19 protein-coding genes, 1 tRNA gene and 1 pseudogene are annotated in these 20,876 nt (G+C 31.3%); 10 read left to right on the forward strand and 11 right to left on the reverse strand.

Going from position 1 to position 20,876, the window contains the following annotated elements; genetic code table 11:
- Window positions 1-5 precede the first annotated feature (5 nt).
- Entirely contained in the window at window positions 6-551 is a 546-nt protein-coding gene (locus B3792_RS11170) for a hypothetical protein (protein ID WP_115000395.1), read from the forward strand.
- Between the two features lie 54 nt (window positions 552-605).
- On the opposite strand, the gene B3792_RS11175 is transcribed toward B3792_RS11170, so the two are convergent.
- Window positions 606-797, reverse strand: coding sequence for a cold-shock protein (locus tag B3792_RS11175; protein WP_038330556.1), 192 nt, complete (start codon window positions 795-797; stop codon window positions 606-608).
- 126 nt (window positions 798-923) lie between these two features.
- Here B3792_RS11175 and hemW point away from each other — a divergent pair, with 126 nt between their 5' ends.
- The 4 genes from hemW to B3792_RS11195 all read left to right on the forward strand — a co-directional run bounded on the left by hemW (window position 924) and on the right by B3792_RS11195 (window position 6,315).
- On the forward strand, window positions 924-2,051 hold the full coding sequence (hemW, locus tag B3792_RS11180; RefSeq protein WP_115000397.1) for a radical SAM family heme chaperone HemW: 1,128 nt from the start codon (window positions 924-926) through the stop codon (window positions 2,049-2,051).
- 17 nt (window positions 2,052-2,068) lie between these two features.
- Window positions 2,069-2,878 (forward strand): glutamate racemase, encoded by an 810-nt coding sequence (murI, locus tag B3792_RS11185; RefSeq protein ID WP_125349482.1) that lies wholly within the window; start codon window positions 2,069-2,071, stop codon window positions 2,876-2,878.
- 63 nt (window positions 2,879-2,941) lie between these two features.
- Window positions 2,942-4,174: an ornithine--oxo-acid transaminase gene (gene rocD / locus B3792_RS11190; RefSeq protein WP_115000400.1), complete on the forward strand. Its 1,233-nt coding sequence runs from the start codon at window positions 2,942-2,944 to the stop codon at window positions 4,172-4,174.
- A gap of 77 nt (window positions 4,175-4,251) precedes the next feature.
- Window positions 4,252-6,315, forward strand: coding sequence for a M48 family metalloprotease (locus tag B3792_RS11195; protein ID WP_221855226.1), 2,064 nt, complete (start codon window positions 4,252-4,254; stop codon window positions 6,313-6,315).
- Between the two features lie 22 nt (window positions 6,316-6,337).
- Here the strand turns inward: B3792_RS11195 and pdxH are convergent, their stop codons facing one another.
- Window positions 6,338-6,985 (reverse strand): pyridoxamine 5'-phosphate oxidase, encoded by a 648-nt coding sequence (gene pdxH / locus B3792_RS11200; RefSeq protein ID WP_221855228.1) that lies wholly within the window; start codon window positions 6,983-6,985, stop codon window positions 6,338-6,340.
- Between the two features lie 75 nt (window positions 6,986-7,060).
- On the opposite strand from pdxH, the gene B3792_RS11205 reads away from it, so the two are divergent.
- Complete coding sequence (locus B3792_RS11205) at window positions 7,061-7,612, forward strand: YqgE/AlgH family protein (RefSeq protein ID WP_291048426.1); 552 nt, start codon at window positions 7,061-7,063, stop codon at window positions 7,610-7,612.
- A gap of 4 nt (window positions 7,613-7,616) precedes the next feature.
- Here B3792_RS11205 and B3792_RS11210 read toward each other — a convergent pair whose 3' ends face one another.
- Together B3792_RS11210 and B3792_RS11215 are read right to left on the reverse strand one after the other, a co-directional pair.
- Complete coding sequence (locus B3792_RS11210) at window positions 7,617-8,426, reverse strand: aminotransferase class IV (RefSeq protein WP_221855234.1); 810 nt, start codon at window positions 8,424-8,426, stop codon at window positions 7,617-7,619.
- 11 nt (window positions 8,427-8,437) lie between these two features.
- Window positions 8,438-8,821, reverse strand: coding sequence for an START-like domain-containing protein (locus B3792_RS11215; protein ID WP_038330532.1), 384 nt, complete (start codon window positions 8,819-8,821; stop codon window positions 8,438-8,440).
- A gap of 115 nt (window positions 8,822-8,936) precedes the next feature.
- Between B3792_RS11215 and B3792_RS11220 the strand changes: the two genes are divergently transcribed.
- Window positions 8,937-9,010, forward strand: a tRNA-Met gene (locus tag B3792_RS11220).
- Window positions 9,011-9,070: 60 nt separating this feature from the next.
- On the opposite strand, the gene B3792_RS11225 is transcribed toward B3792_RS11220, so the two are convergent.
- On the reverse strand, window positions 9,071-9,928 hold the full coding sequence (locus B3792_RS11225; RefSeq protein ID WP_291069605.1) for a DUF6515 family protein: 858 nt from the start codon (window positions 9,926-9,928) through the stop codon (window positions 9,071-9,073).
- A 231-nt stretch (window positions 9,929-10,159) separates the two neighbouring features.
- Between B3792_RS11225 and B3792_RS11230 the strand changes: the two genes are divergently transcribed.
- The gene (locus B3792_RS11230) at window positions 10,160-11,209 is read left to right on the forward strand and encodes a nucleoid-associated protein (RefSeq protein ID WP_038330727.1); all 1,050 of its coding nucleotides are present in this window, start codon (window positions 10,160-10,162) and stop codon (window positions 11,207-11,209) included.
- A 36-nt stretch (window positions 11,210-11,245) separates the two neighbouring features.
- On the opposite strand, the gene B3792_RS11235 is transcribed toward B3792_RS11230, so the two are convergent.
- The 5 genes from B3792_RS11235 to B3792_RS11255 form a co-directional block, all read right to left on the reverse strand.
- Window positions 11,246-11,704, reverse strand: a complete 459-nt coding sequence (locus tag B3792_RS11235) for a GNAT family N-acetyltransferase (protein WP_038330524.1) — start codon at window positions 11,702-11,704, stop codon at window positions 11,246-11,248.
- A gap of 52 nt (window positions 11,705-11,756) precedes the next feature.
- On the reverse strand, window positions 11,757-12,275 hold the full coding sequence (locus B3792_RS11240; RefSeq protein ID WP_038330521.1) for a hypothetical protein: 519 nt from the start codon (window positions 12,273-12,275) through the stop codon (window positions 11,757-11,759).
- A complete protein-coding gene (locus tag B3792_RS11245) occupies window positions 12,272-12,700 on the reverse strand; it encodes a hypothetical protein (protein WP_038330520.1) in 429 nt (142 codons plus the stop codon). The genes B3792_RS11240 and B3792_RS11245 overlap by 4 nt, the downstream gene beginning before the upstream one ends.
- A gap of 10 nt (window positions 12,701-12,710) precedes the next feature.
- Window positions 12,711-13,880: a sigma-54-dependent transcriptional regulator gene (locus B3792_RS11250; protein ID WP_125349474.1), complete on the reverse strand. Its 1,170-nt coding sequence runs from the start codon at window positions 13,878-13,880 to the stop codon at window positions 12,711-12,713.
- A gap of 98 nt (window positions 13,881-13,978) precedes the next feature.
- Window positions 13,979-15,619, reverse strand: coding sequence for an AMP-binding protein (locus B3792_RS11255; protein ID WP_038330517.1), 1,641 nt, complete (start codon window positions 15,617-15,619; stop codon window positions 13,979-13,981).
- A 218-nt stretch (window positions 15,620-15,837) separates the two neighbouring features.
- On the opposite strand from B3792_RS11255, the gene B3792_RS11260 reads away from it, so the two are divergent.
- Window positions 15,838-16,329 carry a DinB family protein gene (locus B3792_RS11260; protein ID WP_084106811.1) on the forward strand — a complete coding sequence of 164 codons (492 nt, stop codon included), beginning with the start codon at window positions 15,838-15,840 and terminating at the stop codon, window positions 16,327-16,329.
- Between the two features lie 30 nt (window positions 16,330-16,359).
- Here B3792_RS11260 and B3792_RS11265 read toward each other — a convergent pair whose 3' ends face one another.
- Window positions 16,360-17,889 (reverse strand): SulP family inorganic anion transporter, encoded by a 1,530-nt coding sequence (locus B3792_RS11265; RefSeq protein WP_115000408.1) that lies wholly within the window; start codon window positions 17,887-17,889, stop codon window positions 16,360-16,362.
- Between the two features lie 182 nt (window positions 17,890-18,071).
- Here B3792_RS11265 and B3792_RS11270 point away from each other — a divergent pair.
- Window positions 18,072-20,870 (forward strand): annotated as a pseudogene (locus B3792_RS11270) (TonB-dependent receptor).
- The last annotated feature ends 6 nt before the right edge of the window (window positions 20,871-20,876 follow it).

Genomic DNA, 20,876 nt, shown 5'->3' on the forward strand with positions numbered 1-20,876 from the left:
AGAATATGAGCCAAAAAGTTCCAATTAAATCTCTTTTAAGCCGACCACGATTTAAGGTTTTTACACATTTATCAAAACAAGAATTTATTGATTTAATCAAAAAACATCTTGAAACTAATTCTACTGAATACGGAGGTTATGCCAATCAGGAAGTTGCGATGATTCGTGTCCGCAAAGACAAGGATAAATATTGGCACCCGCAATTACAAATCAGAATTGAAGATGACGATGATCATCCTAACTATTTGGTTGTAAGAGGAATTATTGGTCCGCCTTCTAATGTTTGGACATTTTTCGCATTTTTGTATGGTTTGAGCGGAGCTATTTTTATCACCTTAGGCTCTTATGCGGTTTCCGAATATATTGTACAAGGAAATAGTGTATGGATTTGGAGTATTCCTATTGCATTATTGATTACTTTAGGAACCTATTTAGCGAGTTTATATGGTCATTATTTGGCAAAATATCAGCTAGGAAGATTGTATCATTTCGTGAATGAATTGCTTCGTGATGCAGAGTTTTATCAAAATAGCGACGAAATCAAAGAATAAAAAAAGCGACCTAAATAGGTCGCTTACAAGAAATATGTTGAGATAATATATTAATTAGATTACTTTCACATTAACGGCGTTGATGCCTTTTTTTCCTTGTTCTAAGTCAAAAGATACTTTATCGTTTTGAGCTACTTTGTCTGTTAAACCAGAAACGTGTACGAAGTACTCTTTTCCTGATTCGTCATCTTTAATAAATCCGTATCCTTTTTCTTCATTAAAGAATTTTACAGTTCCTTTATTCATAGTATTTTATTTTCGTTGATAAAGATATAAGATTTATTTACAAAACCAATATTAATTTTTAGTTTTTTTTATAACAATTTTTTTAGCCTATAATTTCATTATAATTTTGCTTCAAATCATAATATTTTGGCAGGAATTTATATTCATATCCCGTTTTGTAAACAAAAATGCAGCTATTGCGACTTTCATTTTTCGACAAATCTTCAACATAAATCAAATTTAATTCAAGCAATTAATAAAGAACTTGAGATCAGAAAAGATGAAATTTCAACACCTTTAGAAACGATTTATTTTGGAGGAGGAACACCTTCTATCCTGTCCGAAATTGAATTAGAAAGTATTTTCGAAACGATTTATAAAAATTATTCAACCAAAAATTTAAAGGAAATTACACTCGAAGCGAATCCTGATGATTTGAATAAAGAAAAACTTAATTTCTTAAAATCAACTCCGATTAATCGTTTTTCGATTGGTGTTCAATCATTTTTTGAAGAAGATTTGAAATTAATGAATCGCGCACATAATGCACAAGAAGCTGAAACTTCGATAAAATTGGCGCAAGATTTTGGTTTCGAAAATATCACTATTGATTTGATTTATGGTTCTACGACCACAACCAACGAAATGTGGAAGCAAAATTTGCAAAAAGCAATTGAGCTGAATGTTCCACATATTTCTTCTTATGCGTTAACAGTCGAAGAAAAAACAATTTTAGATCATCAAATCAAAAAAGGAATCACAAAACCGGTTGATGAAGATCGTCAAAACGAACAATTTCAACTTTTAGTTGACACTTTAACTTCGAATGATTTTATTCAATATGAAATCTCCAATTTCGGAAAAGAAGAGTATTTTTCTTTACACAATTCTAATTATTGGAAAGGAATTCATTATTTAGGAATTGGACCTTCTGCGCATTCTTATAACGGAAAAACTCGTGCTTGGAACATTGCAAATAATTCTAAATACATACAAGCTATCAACGAAAATAATCTACCTCAAGAAATTGAAGTTTTAAATGAAGTAGAAAAATTTAATGAAATGATAATGATAGGATTGAGAACAATTTATGGAATAGATTTAAATCGAATTAATTCAGAATTTTCTCAACCTTTAGTTAATTCTTTTCATCAAGAACTCAATCAATTAATCAACGAAAATTTAGTCGAAAAGAAAGAAAATAAAATTATTTTGAAACCCGAAGCAAAATTTTTCGCAGACGGAATTGCTTCTAGATTATTTTACATCAATTAATTTGTTAAATTTGCGATATGAATGATAACAGACCAATTGGTGTTTTCGACTCTGGAGTTGGTGGTTTGACGTTTGCAAAAGAAATAAAACGTCTGCTACCAAACGAAAGTTTGATCTATTTTGGCGATACTCAAAATTTGCCTTATGGAGAAAAATCGAAAGAAGCGATTACACAATTTTCGGTAGACATTACTAATTTTTTAATAGACAATAATTGTAAAGCGATTTTAGTTGCATGTAATTCTGCAACCGCTAATTCGTTGAAAGAAATTAGAGAAGCTGCAGGAAAAGATGTTCCTGTTATCGATGTTATTTCGCCTGTTGCGGAGAAAGTTTCGTTCGAATTAAGAGAAAAGATAGGTGTTATTGCAACAAAAGCAACTGTAAATTCGGGCGCGTACAAGAAAGCAATTCGTCGTCGAAATAAACATATTACGGTTATTGAAATGGCTACTCCTCTCTTAGTACCTGTTATCGAAGAGGGTTTTACAAATTCTACGATTTCTAAAGCAGTTTTAGAAACGTATTTATTGAACAAAAAATTAGAAGGAATTGATTCGATTATTTTAGGATGTACGCATTATACACATCTGGAAAAAGAAATCAATCAAGTATTTGAAGGAAAAGTTGATATCGTAAATTCACCTTTAATTGTCGTGAATCAAGTAATTTATCAATTGGCAAAAGAAGGAAAATTGGCTGCGAAAGATACTGTTGCAAACTATACATTTTATATTTCTGACAATACAGATAATATTATAAAAGTGGCAAAAAAATTCTTTGGAAAAGATATTCAATTAATTGAGAAAAATTTAGAAACGAAATAGAACCGACCATTATTTGTCGGTTTTTTTATAAAATATTACGAACAAACAAAAACAAATCATTACATGGAAAAATCAGCAGAATTAATTGCATTAGAAGAAAAATACGGAGCGCATAACTATCACCCACTTCCAGTTGTATTGGAAAAAGGTGAAGGTGTTTACGTTTGGGATGTTGATGGAAAAAAATATTTCGACTTTTTATCAGCTTATTCAGCTGTTAATCAAGGTCACTGTCATCCTAGAATTATTAAAGCGTTGAAAGATCAAGCCGAAAAATTAACGTTAACTTCTCGTGCTTTTTATAATGCGGAATTAGGAAAATACGAAAAATTTATCACAGAATTATTCGGTTTCGATAAAGTATTGCCAATGAATACGGGTGCAGAAGCTGTAGAAACAGCGCTAAAAATTGCTCGTAAATGGGGTTACGAAAAGAAAGGAATTCCAACTGGTGAAGCGATTATTGTAGTATGTAAAGACAATTTCCATGGTCGTACAACTACTATTATTTCTTTCTCGAATGATGAAGATGCACGTAAAAATTTCAATCCTTACACAAGTGGTTTCGAAGCTGTAGAATACAATGATGTTGAAGCTTTGAAACAAATTTTAGAAGAAAAAGCAGATAAAATTTGTGGATTCTTAGTAGAACCAATTCAAGGAGAAGCTGGTGTTAATGTACCTTCTGAAGGATATTTGAAAGCTTGTGAAGAATTATGTAAACAACATAATGTTTTATTTATCGCGGACGAAATTCAAACAGGAATCGCACGTACAGGAAAAATGTTAGCAATCGATCACGAAAATATTGATGCTGATGTTTTAATCTTAGGTAAAGCCGTTTCAGGTGGAGCTTATCCAGTATCTGCAGTTTTAGCAAATGATGAAATAATGAATGTCATCAAACCAGGACAACACGGTTCTACTTATGGAGGTAATCCATTAGCTGCGGCTGTTGCTACAGAAGCTTTGCAAGTTGTTTTGGACGAAAAATTAGCTGAAAATTCTGAAAAATTAGGACAAATTTTTAGAACAGAAATCACGAAAATGGCTGAAGAATTTCCATTATTCAAATCAGTTCGTGGAAAAGGTTTATTAAATGCAATTTTAATCAACGATACACCAGAATCTGAAACAGCATGGAATTTCTGTGTTGCAATGAAAGACAACGGATTATTAGCCAAACCTACACACGGAAACATCATTCGTTTCGCTCCTCCTTTAGTGATGAACGAAGAACAATTACACGAATGTTTAGCGATTATTCGTAAAACTGCACAAGAGTTTAATAAATAATCAACAATAAAATGATATAGAAAAAACCTGATGAAATTTCATCAGGTTTTTTTATATTCGAAACTTTAATTAACACTATGAATTCTTTTAAAATAAACGTTTCCGAAACGTACAAAAAGGCGCAAAAAAAATCGGCAGTATGGATTGCTCTTTTCTTGATTACTCTCTTCTTTTCTACAATTTTGAGCATCATCATTTTCATAATTTGTGTTTGTGGAGGAATCGCTATCGTCATTGCTAAACCAATGTGGATTACCATTTTTTTAGGTTTGGGACTGTTGGCTTTAGGAGGTTTAATCGTTTACTATAATATTAAATTTATTCTAAATATTTTCAAAAAAACAGCTACAAATGGAATTGAAATTTTTGAAACGGATCAACCAGAATTATTCAAATTAATAAAAGCAACCGCAGATAAAGTTGGCACAAAACATCCCAAAAAAGTATTTATTATTGATGATGTAAATGCATATGTTTCCTATTCGAACAATTTGCAAAGTTTAGTTTTTCCAACAAGAAAAAACTTATCCATTGGCGTTGGTTTGCTTCATGGTATTTCTCAAAATGAGTTAAAAGGAATTATTGCGCACGAATTTGGGCATTTTTCTCAAAAATCAATGACAATTGGTAGCCATGTTGGAAATGCGACCAAAATTATGGAAGATATTTTATACAGTAATCAAACCTTAAAATTTGATGTTGATAATTTAGGCCAAATTAATGGAATTGTTGGTTTTATTTCAATGGGCGCTGTTGCTTACAATAAAATGATTGAATCTATTTTGAAAATAATTCACAAAAAATTAGAATTCAATTATCTAAAATTAAGTCGAGAAATGGAATTTCATGCTGATCAAATTGCAACAAATGTTGTGGGAATTGAGACGATGAGCAAACCATTATTGAGAATAGAATTGTATCAATTTGTTTACCAAGAATTAGCTAATTTTTATACAAATTTACAAGATGATAAAAAGTTTTCGACTAATATTTATCAAAACATGAATCAATTAGTTGACTTTTATATCGATGATTACGAACTTTTTTTAGAAAATAATTTAGCTATTGTTGGAATTAATGAATTTAATCAAAATCATTCTTTACTACAATTTGAAGATTTATGGTCGACACATCCAGAAATGGACAAACGTTTGGCAAATATAGCGTCTACAAATCATCATTCTGAAATAGATAAATCTCCAAAAGCAATTACATTACTTCAAAAAAATAATGAATTTGAAGAAGAATTTACATTCAATTTTTTCTTTCAATTAAATTTATACCGTGTTAATGAAATAAATAATTCAGAATTTATTGAAACGTTTAAAACCATTTATAATAAATACAATTACCCTAAAGTTTACAATCATTTTTTTACAAATTATGATTTACCTTTTGATCGAATTAAAGAAGTTGATTTAACGAATAAACAACAAAATATTCCTACGAATGAATTGTTTTCGGATGAAAATATTTTAGTTGCAAAACAATATTTAGCTTTACAAATTGATTTACTTCAATTAGATTTTTTTACTGGTCAAAAAAAGCCGCAACCATTCAAATACAACAATGTTGTTTACAATAAAAAACAAGATGTACTGAAAGTTAAAGAAGAATTAGAGCAAATAAATAAGGAAAAAGAAGCTGAGTTCTCAGAATATTTAGACAATATCAAAATATTTTTCAAATCTAATTTAGATGAACAAAAAACTATTTTGTTAGAAGATTGCATCAAAGTTGAAGCAGATTTATCAGCAAATATTCAATTGGTAAATGAAATTAGAACTCATATTAATTTTGCAACAAAACCCATTCATGAAAAGCTAAGAATCGAAGCTTTAACAGTTTTGAATAATCAAATAGAGCAACTTAAAAATGTAACAAAAGATATTCTACAAAGTGAAATCGCAAAGGAAAAAATAACTATTCGAGAAATTGAAAATGCACAATATTTTATAGATGAAGATTGGATTTTCTTTTTTGACTCTACAGGTTATAACAACAATGCTTTTGAAAATTTAATCGAAAATTTATACTTTGTAGATCAAGTTTCAAATAACTTATTGTTTCAAAAAAAAGCTGCTTTCCTAAAAGAATACGAACCATTATTAGACTATACATCAAAAACAAAAGCCTCTTAATTAGAGGCTTTTGTTTTATATCTTAAGGTGCTAAACGCTCTTTTTTCCAATCAAAATCGTCTTGTAAAACATAACGAACTCTATCGTGTAAACGACTTGGACGTCCTTGCCAAAACTCTATCTCAGTTGGACGAATCAAGAAACCTCCCCAATGTGCTGGACGAGGAATTTCTTTTCCTTCGTATTTTTTTTCTAATTCCAATTCCTCTGTCGCTAAATCTTCGTGCTCATCAATCACAGAACTTTGCGCCGAAATCCAAGCGCCTAACTGGCTACTTCTTGGACGTGTTTCGAAATATCCATCCGAATTATTATCCGAAGTTTTTTCAGCCACACCTTTTATAATAATCTGTCTTTCTAGAAATGGCCAAAAAAATGACAAACAAACTTTCGGATTTTCTAATAAAGCTTTTCCTTTCTGACTGTTGTAATTCGTATAAAAAATAAAACCTTCGTCCGTATATCTTTTCAATAAAACAACACGCGTTCTCGGAAATCCATCTTCACCAATCGTTGCAACAGACATCGCATTTGCTTCATCCACTCCATCCGATTCTTCAGCTTGCAGAAACCAATCACGAAATTGTTCGATCGGATTTTCTCTTAACGAATCAAAATTCATCGACTGTTTTTCGTAAACTTTTCTTTTATAACTTAAATCTTGTTTCATTAATGATTATTTTATATTTTTAAACAGCTAATTGTATATTTCGTTAAGATTTCACGTAACAAAACCGAAACAAAAATGTCTATCAAAAGTATAAAAAAAGGAGTTATTTTGGTCGCAAAACCAACATTAAGTAACGATATTTTTCAGAGAAGTGTAATTTTAATTACAGAACACTTAGAATCTGGAAGTATTGGTTTTATTCTTAATCATTCTTCTCATATTCCGATTAGTATTTTTGTATCTGAAATGGAGTCTGCATCTATTGTTTTTGAAGGTGGACCTGTCGATAAAGAAAACATCTATTATATTCACAAACGACCTGATTTAATCAGAAATAGTGAAAAAATTACTAAAAATTTATATTGGTCTGGCGTATATGAAGATGTGCGTGATGCAGTAAATCAGAATTTGATTAGTCAAGATGAAATCAAGTTTTTTATTGGATATTGTGGTTGGGCACCAAAGCAAATCAAAGATGAATTAAACAATAATTCGTGGGCTGTAACGGATTTGGATTTTGATATTTTTGAGCGTTGGGATGCTGATTTGTGGAAAAAATTGATGAAACAGCTTGGAGGTGAGAACTTAATTTGGCTAAACACCCCCGCTGATCCTTCTATGAATTAATCAATTATAAATACTTAAAAATCGATTTTGTTTTGTCTAAAGTGTATTCTTTTTTACGATTTTTGGTAATTGGTAAAATTCCAATTCCATCAATCAAAATGAAAACTTCTTCTGCCTTCTGAATTTCAAATGGAAAAATTTCGACTTCTTCTACTTTAAATTCTTCGGCTTTATTAATTTTTGTAATGAAATTATTTCTCAAAACACTAGTAATAACACCTTCTTCTTTTTTCGGTGTACGAATCGTTTCTCCATTCACAACAAAAATATTTCCTCGTAAAGAACGCGCCATTTTTTTGTTTGCATTTAGCAAAATAATATCAGCATAATCATTCTCTAAACGATAGATTTCTGCAATATTTTCTTCTGGACGATACGTATTCACAAGTGAATAAAATGCAGTATTGATCGCATAATCTTTGTAAACATCAATTTCGTTTTCAGCTTGTAAAAACTCCCAATCATTTTCACTATTTTCAATGGAAATCAAATAATTGATGGATGCTTTTAGATAATCTTCCTCATCATTTCTGAACGCAAAAAATTCTACTTTCCCTGATTTGGTCTGATTTGCTTCTGCTAATAAATTGATTTGTTCTTGAAAAAATTCTGGTGTAAAATCTAACGGAATATTCATGCGGTAAATACGCATAGAAGCCATTAAATTGAAATAATGATCTTCCCAATCAATAATTTCACCATTTACAAATCGCAAAATTTCTTTTACAGCATCACCATTACGAAAAGCTCTGTTCTGAATTCCTATTTCTGCATTTGCTTTTTCGACAATAACGCCACCTAAGTTAATTTTCAAAATAATAGATTTTAAACAGATCCTAAGATTTTTTTTAGATCTTCAATTTGACTTTCCCACAATTGTTTTGATTCTTCTACTTCGTCTTCATCAGCAAAATCTGTAATAACTAATGATACATCGTTCGTTAAATCGTCTTCTACAATTGTTAATTCGAAGAAATATTTTGTATCTTCATCATATTCCCATTGAAAGCGCACGTATCCATCTTGCTTAGATTTCATCAAAAATGCAGATTCTTCGTGTCCATCCCAAATAAAAGTATATTTTTCTCCACGAGAATTTACGTTATCTGCAAACCATTCTGATAAACCAGAAGGGTTTGAAATATAGTTATATAGCAAAGACGGTGAAGACTTGATTGAAAATTCTACTTGATATTTCTTTTTTGGCATAATTCTATTTTATTGAAGTCGCAAGATATAAAATGAATTGTATCTACCAAAGAAAATCAAAATAAGTTTTGTTATAAAATCAAAAAAAAATTACCTTTGCAAAAATTAAAATTTAGGCGAGGTAGCTCAGATGGTTAGAGCGCAGGATTCATAACCCTGAGGTCGGCAGTTCGATTCTGCTCTTCGCTACAAATAAAAAGCCCAAACAGACAATCTGTTTGGGCTTTTACTTAACTACTAAAACCTATACTAATCTAAATAACCTACTACTTGATAAGCTCTTGTTCCTCTATTGTAAATTTTTTGGTACAAAACACCTCCAAATTCATACAGATATTCTCCTCCATAATCTACTCTTTCATATCCTGCTGGTAACGCATATACGATAGCACCTAGTGGAGCTTGAACTACTTCATAATAATTTCTATTTGGGCTGTAATAAACACCTTCGTAGAAATAATATGGATTTCTATTACCAATATTAATTGTTACATAACCTACTGGTAAAATATTAATTCTAAATCCTACATATGGCATATATCTCACATATCCATTGTTATAAGGACGATAGTAAATACCATTGTTTCCGTAGAAGTTATAACTGTTATACGAATACTTGTTATAGTTTCTTACATTCACATTAGAAACTGGTCGGTTTCCTCTGTTGTATGAGCTAGAATTTATACGAACTGGATTGTTGTAGAAATCTCTGTTTTTTAAACTCTCAGATCTATTGCCTTGATTTCCTTGGCTATTTCTACTATTATTCCAATCTTTATTAGAACTTGGTCTGCTACCTACAATAGCAGTATTATTTCTATCTATACGTGTACTCGTTTCACGTTCTGTTCTATTTGTAGAGTTTTTCCAAGATTCATTCGTAGAATTTCCGCGATCTATTCTTTCTGTTCTATTTCCTTGAATACGACTAGTTCTATTTTCTGTTCTAGCCATTTCAGAGCGTCCATTCCCTTGACTTCTTGAAGTCGCTTCTCTTGAAGAAGAACTTCTCTCACCACCTCTTTGACCTCTATCTTGAGCATTTACACCAACAGCTAACATGGCTGTAAAAGCTATTCCTAAAAGTGTAAATCTAATTTTTTTCATCATCCAACTTTTTAATAAATTAAGACATCTCTCTAAATACTATTTCCGTGCCATAATTATAAATTTTAACCATACAAAATCAATAAATCATCAAAATAATTTATAAGTGATTAATATTCAATGAATTGTATTAACAATTTTGTTTGACAATTTTGTTAAATATTTTTATTCTTGACATCGTTTGTATTGATTTCTGAATTGATTACTTTTGTTTTTAAGAAATTATATAAAATGATTGACGTTAAAAATGCTTACATCGCCTTTATTAGTTTACAAAAAGTTGGACATAAAGTTCGAGAAGAAGCTAACATTTTTGCCGATAAAACACTAGAATACGATGAATCTAAGGAAGAACAATTGGTTCCTTTCTTATTAAGTCCGTTCAAAAAAACACTCGAAATTAATCGTTTCACGCATTATACAGAAAAATTAGAATTTAATGTTTTGTACAATCAATGCAAGCAAATGTTTGATGAAGAAATAGATTTTATCGATTTTTCGCAAGAAGTTTTAAGTCATTTATACGAGAAATCATTACATCCGCAGATCAAAAGTGGTGAAGTTTTTATTGCCCTTTTCGAAAATATGATGTTCGACGGAATTCCTTGCCGTGGAATTGGAATTTATAAATTAGAGAATAAGAAGAAATTCTTGCGTTTTGACGAATCACGTGGTTTAGATTACAACATTTGGAAAGGTTATAAGCTAGAAGGAATCGACAAAGCCTGTCTTATTCTTGATGCTTATCGCGACGAAGGTTTCCGCGTCTACTCTATCGATGATAAAAATGTGGAGTCAGAATATTGGAAGAAAAATTTCTTGGAAATTGATTTGATTAAGGATAACAATTACCATACGAAGAAATATATGGAGTTGATTACAGATTTCTCGAATGATTTTCTTTTGGATAAAACAGACAAAAAACAACAAGCAGAATTTATCTCAAATTCGATAAATGTGTTGAATTCGAATGAAGTTGTAACGAATGAAATTTTTGAAGATCAAGTTTTGAAACCTTTCGAAATTATTGATGAATTCAAAGAATATAAGAAAGATTATAGCGAAAATAATCGTGTTGAATTTGTGGAAGCTTTCGAAGTTTCAGTTCCAACTTTGATGAAAGAATCTAAGAAAATTAAAAGTGAAATTAAATTAGATACAAAGATTAACATCAAATTAGATTTGACAAATCCTGATGCAGCTGAAGAATATTTGGAGCGTGGTTTTGACGAAGAAAAGAAAATGTATTATTATAAAGTCTATTTCAATTCTGAACAATAAATTAAAGGCTCCTATTTTGGAGCTTTTTTTTTGATATTAATTCAATTTCAAAATACATTGATGATTCAAAATCTCAAAACCATTTTTCAGCCAAAAACCTTTTGCAAATTGATTTTCAGCTGTAAATTCTAATTCAATATATGCTTGATCGTTCAAGAAATTTATCGCTTCTTTAACCAATTTAGAAGCGATGTTTTGATTGCGATAATTTGCATCAACATACAACGAATCTATTCTTCCTTTTGATTTAATCACAAAATATTTCGGACGAAGATGTTTCGAACAAATAATATATCCCGTCAACTGATTTTCTATTTCGGCTACAAATATTTTTATATTCTGTTGATGTAAAATTCCCTTGAAAAAATCATCAATATCATGTTTGTAGGTCAAATCTATTTGATACAATGCATTAAACTCTTGATGATGTTGTAACAATTTTATCATCATTCTTTTCAGTTCAGGAATATCATTTTCTACGGCAATTCTTATCATATCTAAAAATAAAAAAATCCAGTTAAAAAACTCTAACTGGATTTACTAAAAACTATTGTTTATCTAGTTTTATTTTGTCTTGACCTTGTTGCAATTGATACAACTCTATAATATCCTCAATTGGATAATTAAACCAATCAACTTGTTTTTTGATTTTCGAATTTTGATCTAAATACAAATATGTCGTGAATTTCATCGCTGGAAACTTCATTCCATTATAGGTATAAGGCGAAAATTCTCCGTTTGCAATAATCATCGAATCGTTAGAAAATAATTCATTTACTTTCAATAATTTATTATTTTCATATTGCATCGTTTGATCACTCCAACGAATAATATCATTCAATAAATAACGCGGGTCTACCGTAGAACCTCCCGAATATTGTGCTACATTTTCATATACCAAACTATCATTGTAAAAAGACAACATTTTCTTGTAATCTTTTCGAGATGAATAATTTTCGAAAAAACGTTTTCCTAATTCATCATTTTTACTGGCTGAAGAAGAATTACAACTTACTAAAAAAGTAATTGCAATAAGACTTAAAATCCATGTAAATTTTATTTTCATTTGTCTGAAATTCTTGTTAAATAATTTTCACCATTATCATCAGCCATTCCATCTTCATTGAGAATCATAATCTCCGAATTGTCCGACCAACGTAAAAATTGAAAAGGTAATTTTTTCTTTTTTGAATCAATCTCCATCAACGATCCATCATCTTTTTTGAATAATTCTCCGTTATAAGATTGACCTTTGTATTCAGCAGTAAATTTATCATCTGCTAATTTCAAAACAATTTTATCCCCAAAATATTTTCCTTCAAAAACACCCTTATAAACAAGCGTTTCATTTGTAAAAACAGAATTTTTTTCTAAAGACAATACATCTTCATGCGATAAGCTATCTGAACTTTTATCCACTTCTACATTGTCCTTTTTACAAGAAAATAAAAAGAGTTGACTGATAAATAGCAAAAAGAAAATCTTTTTCATCTGAGATGAATTATTTTTTCACGAATTGTTCAACATCTTTTCTCGAAATTGGATCATCACCCAAAATCAATAAACGTTCAACAACATTTCTTAACTCACGAATATTTCCTGACCAATCTAATTCTTTCAAAGCATCATACGCTGAATTATCAAAAGATTTTTGACTTGTTGTATCAGTAATAAAATGTTCAACCAAAGCAGGAATATCATCTTTACGATCATTAAGTGCTGGAACATTAATGATAATTACCGCTAAACGATGGTATAAATCCTCGCGAAAACGACCTTCCTCAATCTCTTTTCGTAAGTCTTTATTTGTTGCAGCAATTACACGAACATTTACATTAATCTCTTTCTCAGAACCAACTGGCGAAACTTTTCCTTCTTGTAGCGCACGCAAAACTTTTGCTTGAGCAGAAAGACTCATATCCCCTATTTCATCTAAAAAAATTGTTCCTCCATTTGCCAATTCAAACTTACCTTGCTTGTCTTTAACAGCTCCAGTAAACGATCCTTTCACATGACCAAACAATTCACTTTCGATTAATTCAGCTGGAATTGCCGCACAATTCACTTCAACCAAAGGTTTTACATTACGATTACTTTTCTCGTGTAAATGATGAGCAACCAACTCTTTACCTGTTCCATTTGGACCAAGAATCAATACACGAGCGTCTGTAGCAGCCACTTTATCTATAATTTGTTTTACTTCTGCAATTGCAGGAGCATCACCAATCATTTCATATTTTTTAGCAACTTTTTTCTTTAAAGCTTTATTTTCTTTCTTCAATTCTTTATTCGAAGACAGCAACGATTTACGGTCTAAAGCATTACGAACAGTCGTCAATAATTTATTAAGATCTGGTGGTTTTGAAATAAAATCGTACGCACCTTTTTTGATCGCATCTACAGCCAAATCAACATCTCCGTGCCCCGTTATCATCACCATTGTTAAATCAGGATTGTATTCCATCGCTTCCGATAAAACTTCCATCCCATCTTTCAACGGCATTTTTATATCACTTATAATTAAGTCGTATTCTTTTTCTTTTATTTTTTCAAGCCCTATAGCTCCGTTTTCAGCTTCATCCACATTCCATTTTGGATTTTCGTCCATTAAAATGCTTTTCAAAACGTTGCGAATTGCCTGTTCATCTTCGATTAATAAGATATTTGACATCGTTTAGATCGTTTATTTTTGTAAAATTAAAATAGACTCAAAGATAATTGAAATTATTATTTTTGAGTCTACTTTTGATATAGATTTTAATACTTTTTTTAAGATGTTTTCACTTTTCGTGCATTTTCTAAACCTAATTCTTTTATAGAAACTTCTCTCATTTCTATTTTTCGAATTTTCCCTGAGATAGTCATAGGGAATTCTTGTACAAACTTCCAATATTTAGGACGTTTGAAATGAGCAATGGATAAACAATAAGCCTTCAATTCGTCTTCTGTTACACTAATACCATCTTTCACTTTCACCCAAGCCATTACTTCTTCTCCATATTTGATACTTGGAACGCCAATAATTTGAACATCAGAAATTGATTCATGTTCGTACAAAAAATCTTCAATCTCTTTTGGTGAAATATTTTCTCCTCCTCTGATAATAATATCTTTAATTCGTCCAGTAATATTAATATAACCATCAACATCCATAGTCGCTAAATCACCAGTATGCAACCAATTATTTTCGTCAATAACTTGCGCAGTTGCTTCCGGATTGTTCCAATATTTTTGCATGACGGAATAACCTCTTGTACAAAATTCACCAGCAATTCCACGAGGTAAAATATCTCCTGTTTGCGGATCAATAATCTTAATTTCTAAATGATCTTGAACTGTTCCAACCGTCGAAACTTGCTTTTCTAAAGGTGTTCCGATAATAGTTTGTGTAGAAACTGGCGAAGTTTCTGTCATCCCATAACAAATCGAAACTTCTTTCATATTCATTTTAGCTTGCACTTTCTTCATAATTTCAATCGGACAAGGCGAACCAGCCATTACACCAGTTCTCAAAGATGTTAAATCGAAACGATCAAAATTTGGTAATTCTAATTCCGCAATAAACATCGTCGGAACTCCATAAAGTGATGTACACTTTTCCATTTCGACTGCATTTAAAGTCTTTGCAGGATCAAAACTATCCGAAGGAATTACCATACAAGCGCCATGCGAAGTACACGCCATATTACCAATTACCATTCCGAAACAATGATAAAATGGAACAGGAATACAAACACGATCACGATGCGTATAATTTAATCGAACACCAATAAAAAAACCATTGTTCAATAAATTATGATGCGTTAAAGTTACTCCTTTTGGAAAGCCTGTTGTTCCAGATGTATATTGAATATTTACAGCATCATCAAACTGAACAGATTGCTCTATTTGATGCACTTCTGAAGTCGAAATTTCTTCTCCTTTAATCAAAAAATCATCCCAATTTTCTTCAAAAATAATGATATGTTTTAGTAATTTCGCATTCTCTTTTACATTATTCAACATCACTTTATACTCACTTGTTTTGAAGCTTAAAGAAGCAAAAACTGCAGAAATTTCAGCTTGATTTAATACAAATTCGAGTTCATTTTCACGATAAGCAGGATTCAAATTAACCAAAATCATTCCCACACGGGCCGTTGCATATTGTAACAATGTCCATTCCGCACGATTTGGCGCCCAAATACCTACGCGATCTCCTTTTTGCAAACCAATTGCAATCAATGATTTTGCTATTTGTTCGGTTTGTGAATAAAATTCTGTATACGTCGCTCTATAATTTTGATCTACGCAAACCAAAGCCTCTTGTTGCGGATATTTTGCAACTGTATTTCGTAAATTTTCGCCAATTGTTTCTCCTAAAAGAGGATATTGTGATGCACCACTTGAGTATGATAAGTTAGAAATCATGCGCTTATATTCTATGTTTTTAAAATTACTTTCCAACTCAAACTTAACAACGATTTTCAGGAAAATAAATTTATCAAATACAAGATTTATGATTTCTAAAAGAATCGTATTTTTTTATTAAAATCAAAAATGAATTCAAAAAAATGAAGGTTTATTTTTAACAAATACTTAAAATAACTCCATCAAATTATCCTTAAATTGTAAAAAATTACTGAAAAATGAATACAATAAACCACGACAATTATACTTCTATTTACGATGGAATAGAAGTTGTAGATGCTTTACAGACACGTATTGCTGACATCAAGAAAACATTAATAATTGTAACAGAATTAGATAAATGGGATTATGCATATGCAGAAGGTAAATGGACGATCAAAGAAATGATACAACATTGTATAGATTGCGAACGTATTTTTTCTTATCGTGCGCAACATATTGCGAGAGAAGATTCACAAACATTAAATTTCTTCGATGAAAACGCCTATGTATTGACTTCGAATGCAAATGAAAGAAAGCCTGAAGAATTAATAAAAGAATGGACTAATTTGATGAAAGCAACTTACTTTCAGTTTGAATCTTTTAATGATCAAACTTTAAACAAAATAGGAAAAGTTGGTAATCGAGAGTATTCTGTTGAGAAAATCGGTTATGTAATGGCTGGTCATTCCATCCATCATATGAATGTAATTAATGAACGATATTTATAAAAAAAGTCAGCTTCTAAAAAGCTGACTTTTTTATTTCGGCATCACATTATAAGTTGGATCTTCTTCGATATTTACCTCAATAACGCTTTTTGCATTTTCTAATAATCGAATAGAATCTTTACTCAAATGTCGCAAAATTACAATTTTATCTTGTTGTGCATATTTAGATGTAATAATATGTAAAGATTCAATTGCACTCATATCAACTATTCTACTCTCTTTCAAATCTATAACAATTATTCTTGGATCAGAATTAATTTCAAATTTCTCTAAAAAAGTAGAAGTCGAACCAAAGAAAAGTGGTCCATAAATCTCATATATTTTTCGTCCATTTTCATCAACAAATTTACGTGCTCGAATACGTTTAGCATTATCCCAAGCAAAAACCAAAGCCGAAACAATAACACCTACAAAAACAGCCAAAGCAAGGTTATGTAACACAATCGTGATAATCGCCACCAAAATACTTACAAACACATCCGATTTTGGCATTTTAGTTATCAATTTAAAAAATCCCCATTTAAAAGTCGAAATCGCAACCATCATCATTACACCAACAAGTGCTGCCATCGGAATTTTCTCAATCACTGGAGCACCAATTAGAATAATAATCAAGATTGTAATTGCACCAATTGCTGGTCCTAATCTAGAACGAGAACCTGCATCTAAATTAACAAATGTCTGAGCAATCATTGCACAACCTCCCATTCCACCGAAAAAACCATTTGTAATATTTGCAGCACCTTGCGCCAAACATTCTTTATTCGACGAACCTTTCGTTTCAGTCACCTCATCCACCAAAGTAAGCGTTAGCAAAGTTTCAATTAACCCAACCGAACCCATAATAATCGAATAAGGCAAAATAATTTTCAAGGTTTCTAACGTAAACGGAACACTCGGAATATGAAAACTTGGCAATTCTCCTTTGATACTCGCAATATCACCAACAGTCTTTGTATCAATATGAAATCCAATTACCAATAGAAAAGTCACAAGAATTGCAACCAAAGAAGCTGGAATAATTTTCGTTAATTTCGGAAAGAAATAAACTATCAGAACTGTAATTAGCGTCAATCCAGCCATCGTATAAAAAGGTGTACCACTCAACCAACTCGTTATTCCATTCGTAGTTGATTTGAATTGTTCTATTTGTGACATAAAAATAACAACCGCCAAACCATTTAGAAAGCCATACATAACAGGTTGAGGAATTAAACGAACAAATCTTCCTAATTTGAAAACACCAACTACTATCTGGAAAACTCCTGCTAAAGCAACCGCAGCAAAAATATATTGCTCACCATACGTAGCATTCAACGCGATTAAAGTGATAACGGTAGCACCTGCTCCACCCGCAACCATCGCTGGTCTTCCTCCAAAAACCGCCGTTACAATTCCCATGATAAATGCACCATATAAACCTATTAAAGGTGATAAACCAGCTAAAATTGCAAACGAAAGCGATTCAGGAATCATTGTCATAGCAACAGTTAAGCCGGCTAATATTTCGTTTTTATAATTTATTTTTTGATTGAATTTTAAATATTCAGCAATCGACATCAGAAGTTTTATTTCATGCAAAAGTAACAATTACTACGCATCTAAAATTAGTAAAAAGCTAGATTAAATATCAAATTACATACTAATCATTGAAGTAATTTTATAATTGTTAAATATTTCTTAATAAATATTTAACAATTAAGATATATAGCAAGTGTATTTTTGACGAAATTTAATTTCTAATGAAACATCTTTTAAAACTCTCCTTATTCATTCTAGGTCCATTCGTTTTGGCTCAAAGCGGTGTTATCTCAGGAAAAGTTGTAGATTCTAACGATCAATTTTCGTTACCAGGAGCTACAATTCGCATCGAGAATTCCAATAAATATACTGTATCTGACCAAAATGGTAATTATCAATTTCTAAATCTTACGCCTGGTATTTATACCATTTATATTGATTATTTGGGATACGAAACCATTTCAAAACAAATAGAAGTTACCGAAAATAAAACAGCCGTTATTGATTTTTCTCTAAACGCAGGTTACAATGAACTAAATGAAGTTGTTATAGTTGGAGATTATTTAAAAGGGCAAGCAAAAGCATTGAATCAACAAAAAAATAACGGAAATATTACCAATATTATTTCTTCAGATCAAGTTGGTCGTTTTCCAGATTCTAACATCGGAGATGCGTTAAAACGTGTGACTGGAGTTACAATGCAAAACGATCAAGGTGAAGCCAGAAACATTATCATTAGAGGTTTATCGCCTGAATTAAATTCGGTCATGTTAAATGGAGATCGTATTCCATCTGCCGAAGGTGATAACCGAAATGTACAAATGGATTTGATTCCTGCGGAAATGATTTCATCTATCGAAGTGAACAAAACTTTGACACCAGATATGGATGCAGACGCAATTGGTGGAGCTGTAAATTTGATTACGCGTGCTGTTCCAAACAAAGAGCGTATTTCTATAACGGCTTCTGGTGGTTATGCACCAATTCGCGAAAAAGGCTTGTACAATTCAGCTTTTTTATATGGAAATAGATTCTTTGACAAGAAATTAGGTGTGGTTGTTTCAGGAAGTTATCAGGTTCAAAATTTTGGTTCGGATAATATCGAAGCAGTTTGGGACAAAGATGAAAATAAAACCTATTTGTCACAATTTCAGATTCGTAAATATGACATTCAACGCGTAAGAAGAAGTGCGTCTTTTTCGGCAGATTATAAGTTTAATGAAAACAATAGAATTGATCTTTCTGCTATTTACAATTGGCGTGACGACCGAGAAAATCGTTATAGAGTAACTTATCGCGATTTATAATTTGATGAAAAAACAGGAACTTACAAAGGAAATATACGTCGCCAAACAAAAGGTGGAATTGATAATAACCGCAATAAAAATACGCGTTTAGAAGATCAACGTGTTTACAATGTTTCGTTACGAGGAGAGCATTTATTATCACCAAAAATCGATATGGATTGGGCTGTTTCTTACTCAAAAGCGAGCGAAGACAGACCAAATGAGCGCTACATTGATTATCGTGCAAAAGGTGTTACGTTTAATGAAGATTTATCTGATGCAAAATATCCAAATGTAACAACAACTTCTGCAGAAGATTTGACCAAATTCAAAGTTAGTTCGTTATCAGAACAGCACAATTATACAGATGAAACAGAATTTGGTGCAAAGCTTAATTTCAGAGTTCCCTTAAGTGTTATCCCAAATCAGAAAGGACGTTTACGTTTTGGTGGTCGCCTTCGATTGAAAGACAAAGTGCGCGAAAATATTTTCTATTCGTACGAAAGCATAGATGGAATGGGAAATTTGAGTACTCAAAATCCTGTAAATTGGTCAAGCAATCGTTTCAATGCTGGTAAAAAATATCAAGCTGGATATTTCTATTCAAATCATCAATTAGGAAATTTAGATTTAAACAATACAAATCTATTCAAATCTAACTTAGAGCCTTCTAAATATCTAGCCTCTAACTATAAAGCGAAAGAATATATTTCGGCAGGATATATTCGTTGGGATCAAGATTTATCATCTAAAACATCTTTAATAGTTGGTGTTCGTATCGAAAATACTTCGATAGATTATACAGGGAATTATGTACAAGATGAAGAAGATTTAATTGGAGAAATCAAGCACAAAAACGATTATACCAATGTTTTACCAAGTCTTTCTTTGAAACATAAATTTACAAATGATTTTATTCTGAGAGCAGCTTTCACAACAAGTATTGCACGACCAAATTATTACAGTTTAGCGCCTTTTGTAAGTGTTTTGAAAGAAGATGCAGAGCTTTTTGCAGGTAACCCAAATCTGAAAGCGACCTATGCCATGAATTATGATTTGATGGTTGAAAACTATTTCGAAAATATCGGAATTGTTTCGGGAGGATTTTTCTACAAAAAATTAAACGATTTCATCTATACCTACAAAAACAATACATTTACAACAAATGATTTCCAAACGCTTTTTCCTGACATAGCAAACCCAGTTCCTGCTGGAGAAAATTGGAAAATGACACAAGCTAGAAATGGAGATCACGTGAATGTTTTCGGATTTGAGGTAGCATTTCAGCGTCAATTAGATTTTATTCCAGGCGAATTTTTCAAACATTTGGGAATTTATCTTAACTATACATACACCGATTCAAAAGCGAAAGGAATTACCAATGAAGATGGTGATTTGAGAAAAGATCTTGATTTACCTAAAACAGCTCCACACATGTTCAATGGTTCGTTAGCATTCGAGAACAAAAAGTTTTCTGCACGTGTTTCGGTTAATTATACTGCCGCTTATTTAGACGAGATTGGTGGAAATGCTTTCGAGGATAGTTACTATGACAAACAATTATTTTTAGATGCAAATGCGTCGTATAAATTCTCGAAGCAATTACGAATTTTTGCTGAAGCAAACAATTTAACAAATCAACCTTTACGTTACTACCAAGGAGTTTCGAGTCAAACAATGCAACTCGAATATTATCAACCACGTTTTACTTTAGGTCTAAAATTTGATTTCTAAACAATT

This window comes from Empedobacter sp. UBA5924 (genome assembly GCF_002431085.1).
Lineage (GTDB): Bacteria > Bacteroidota > Bacteroidia > Flavobacteriales > Weeksellaceae > Empedobacter > Empedobacter falsenii_B.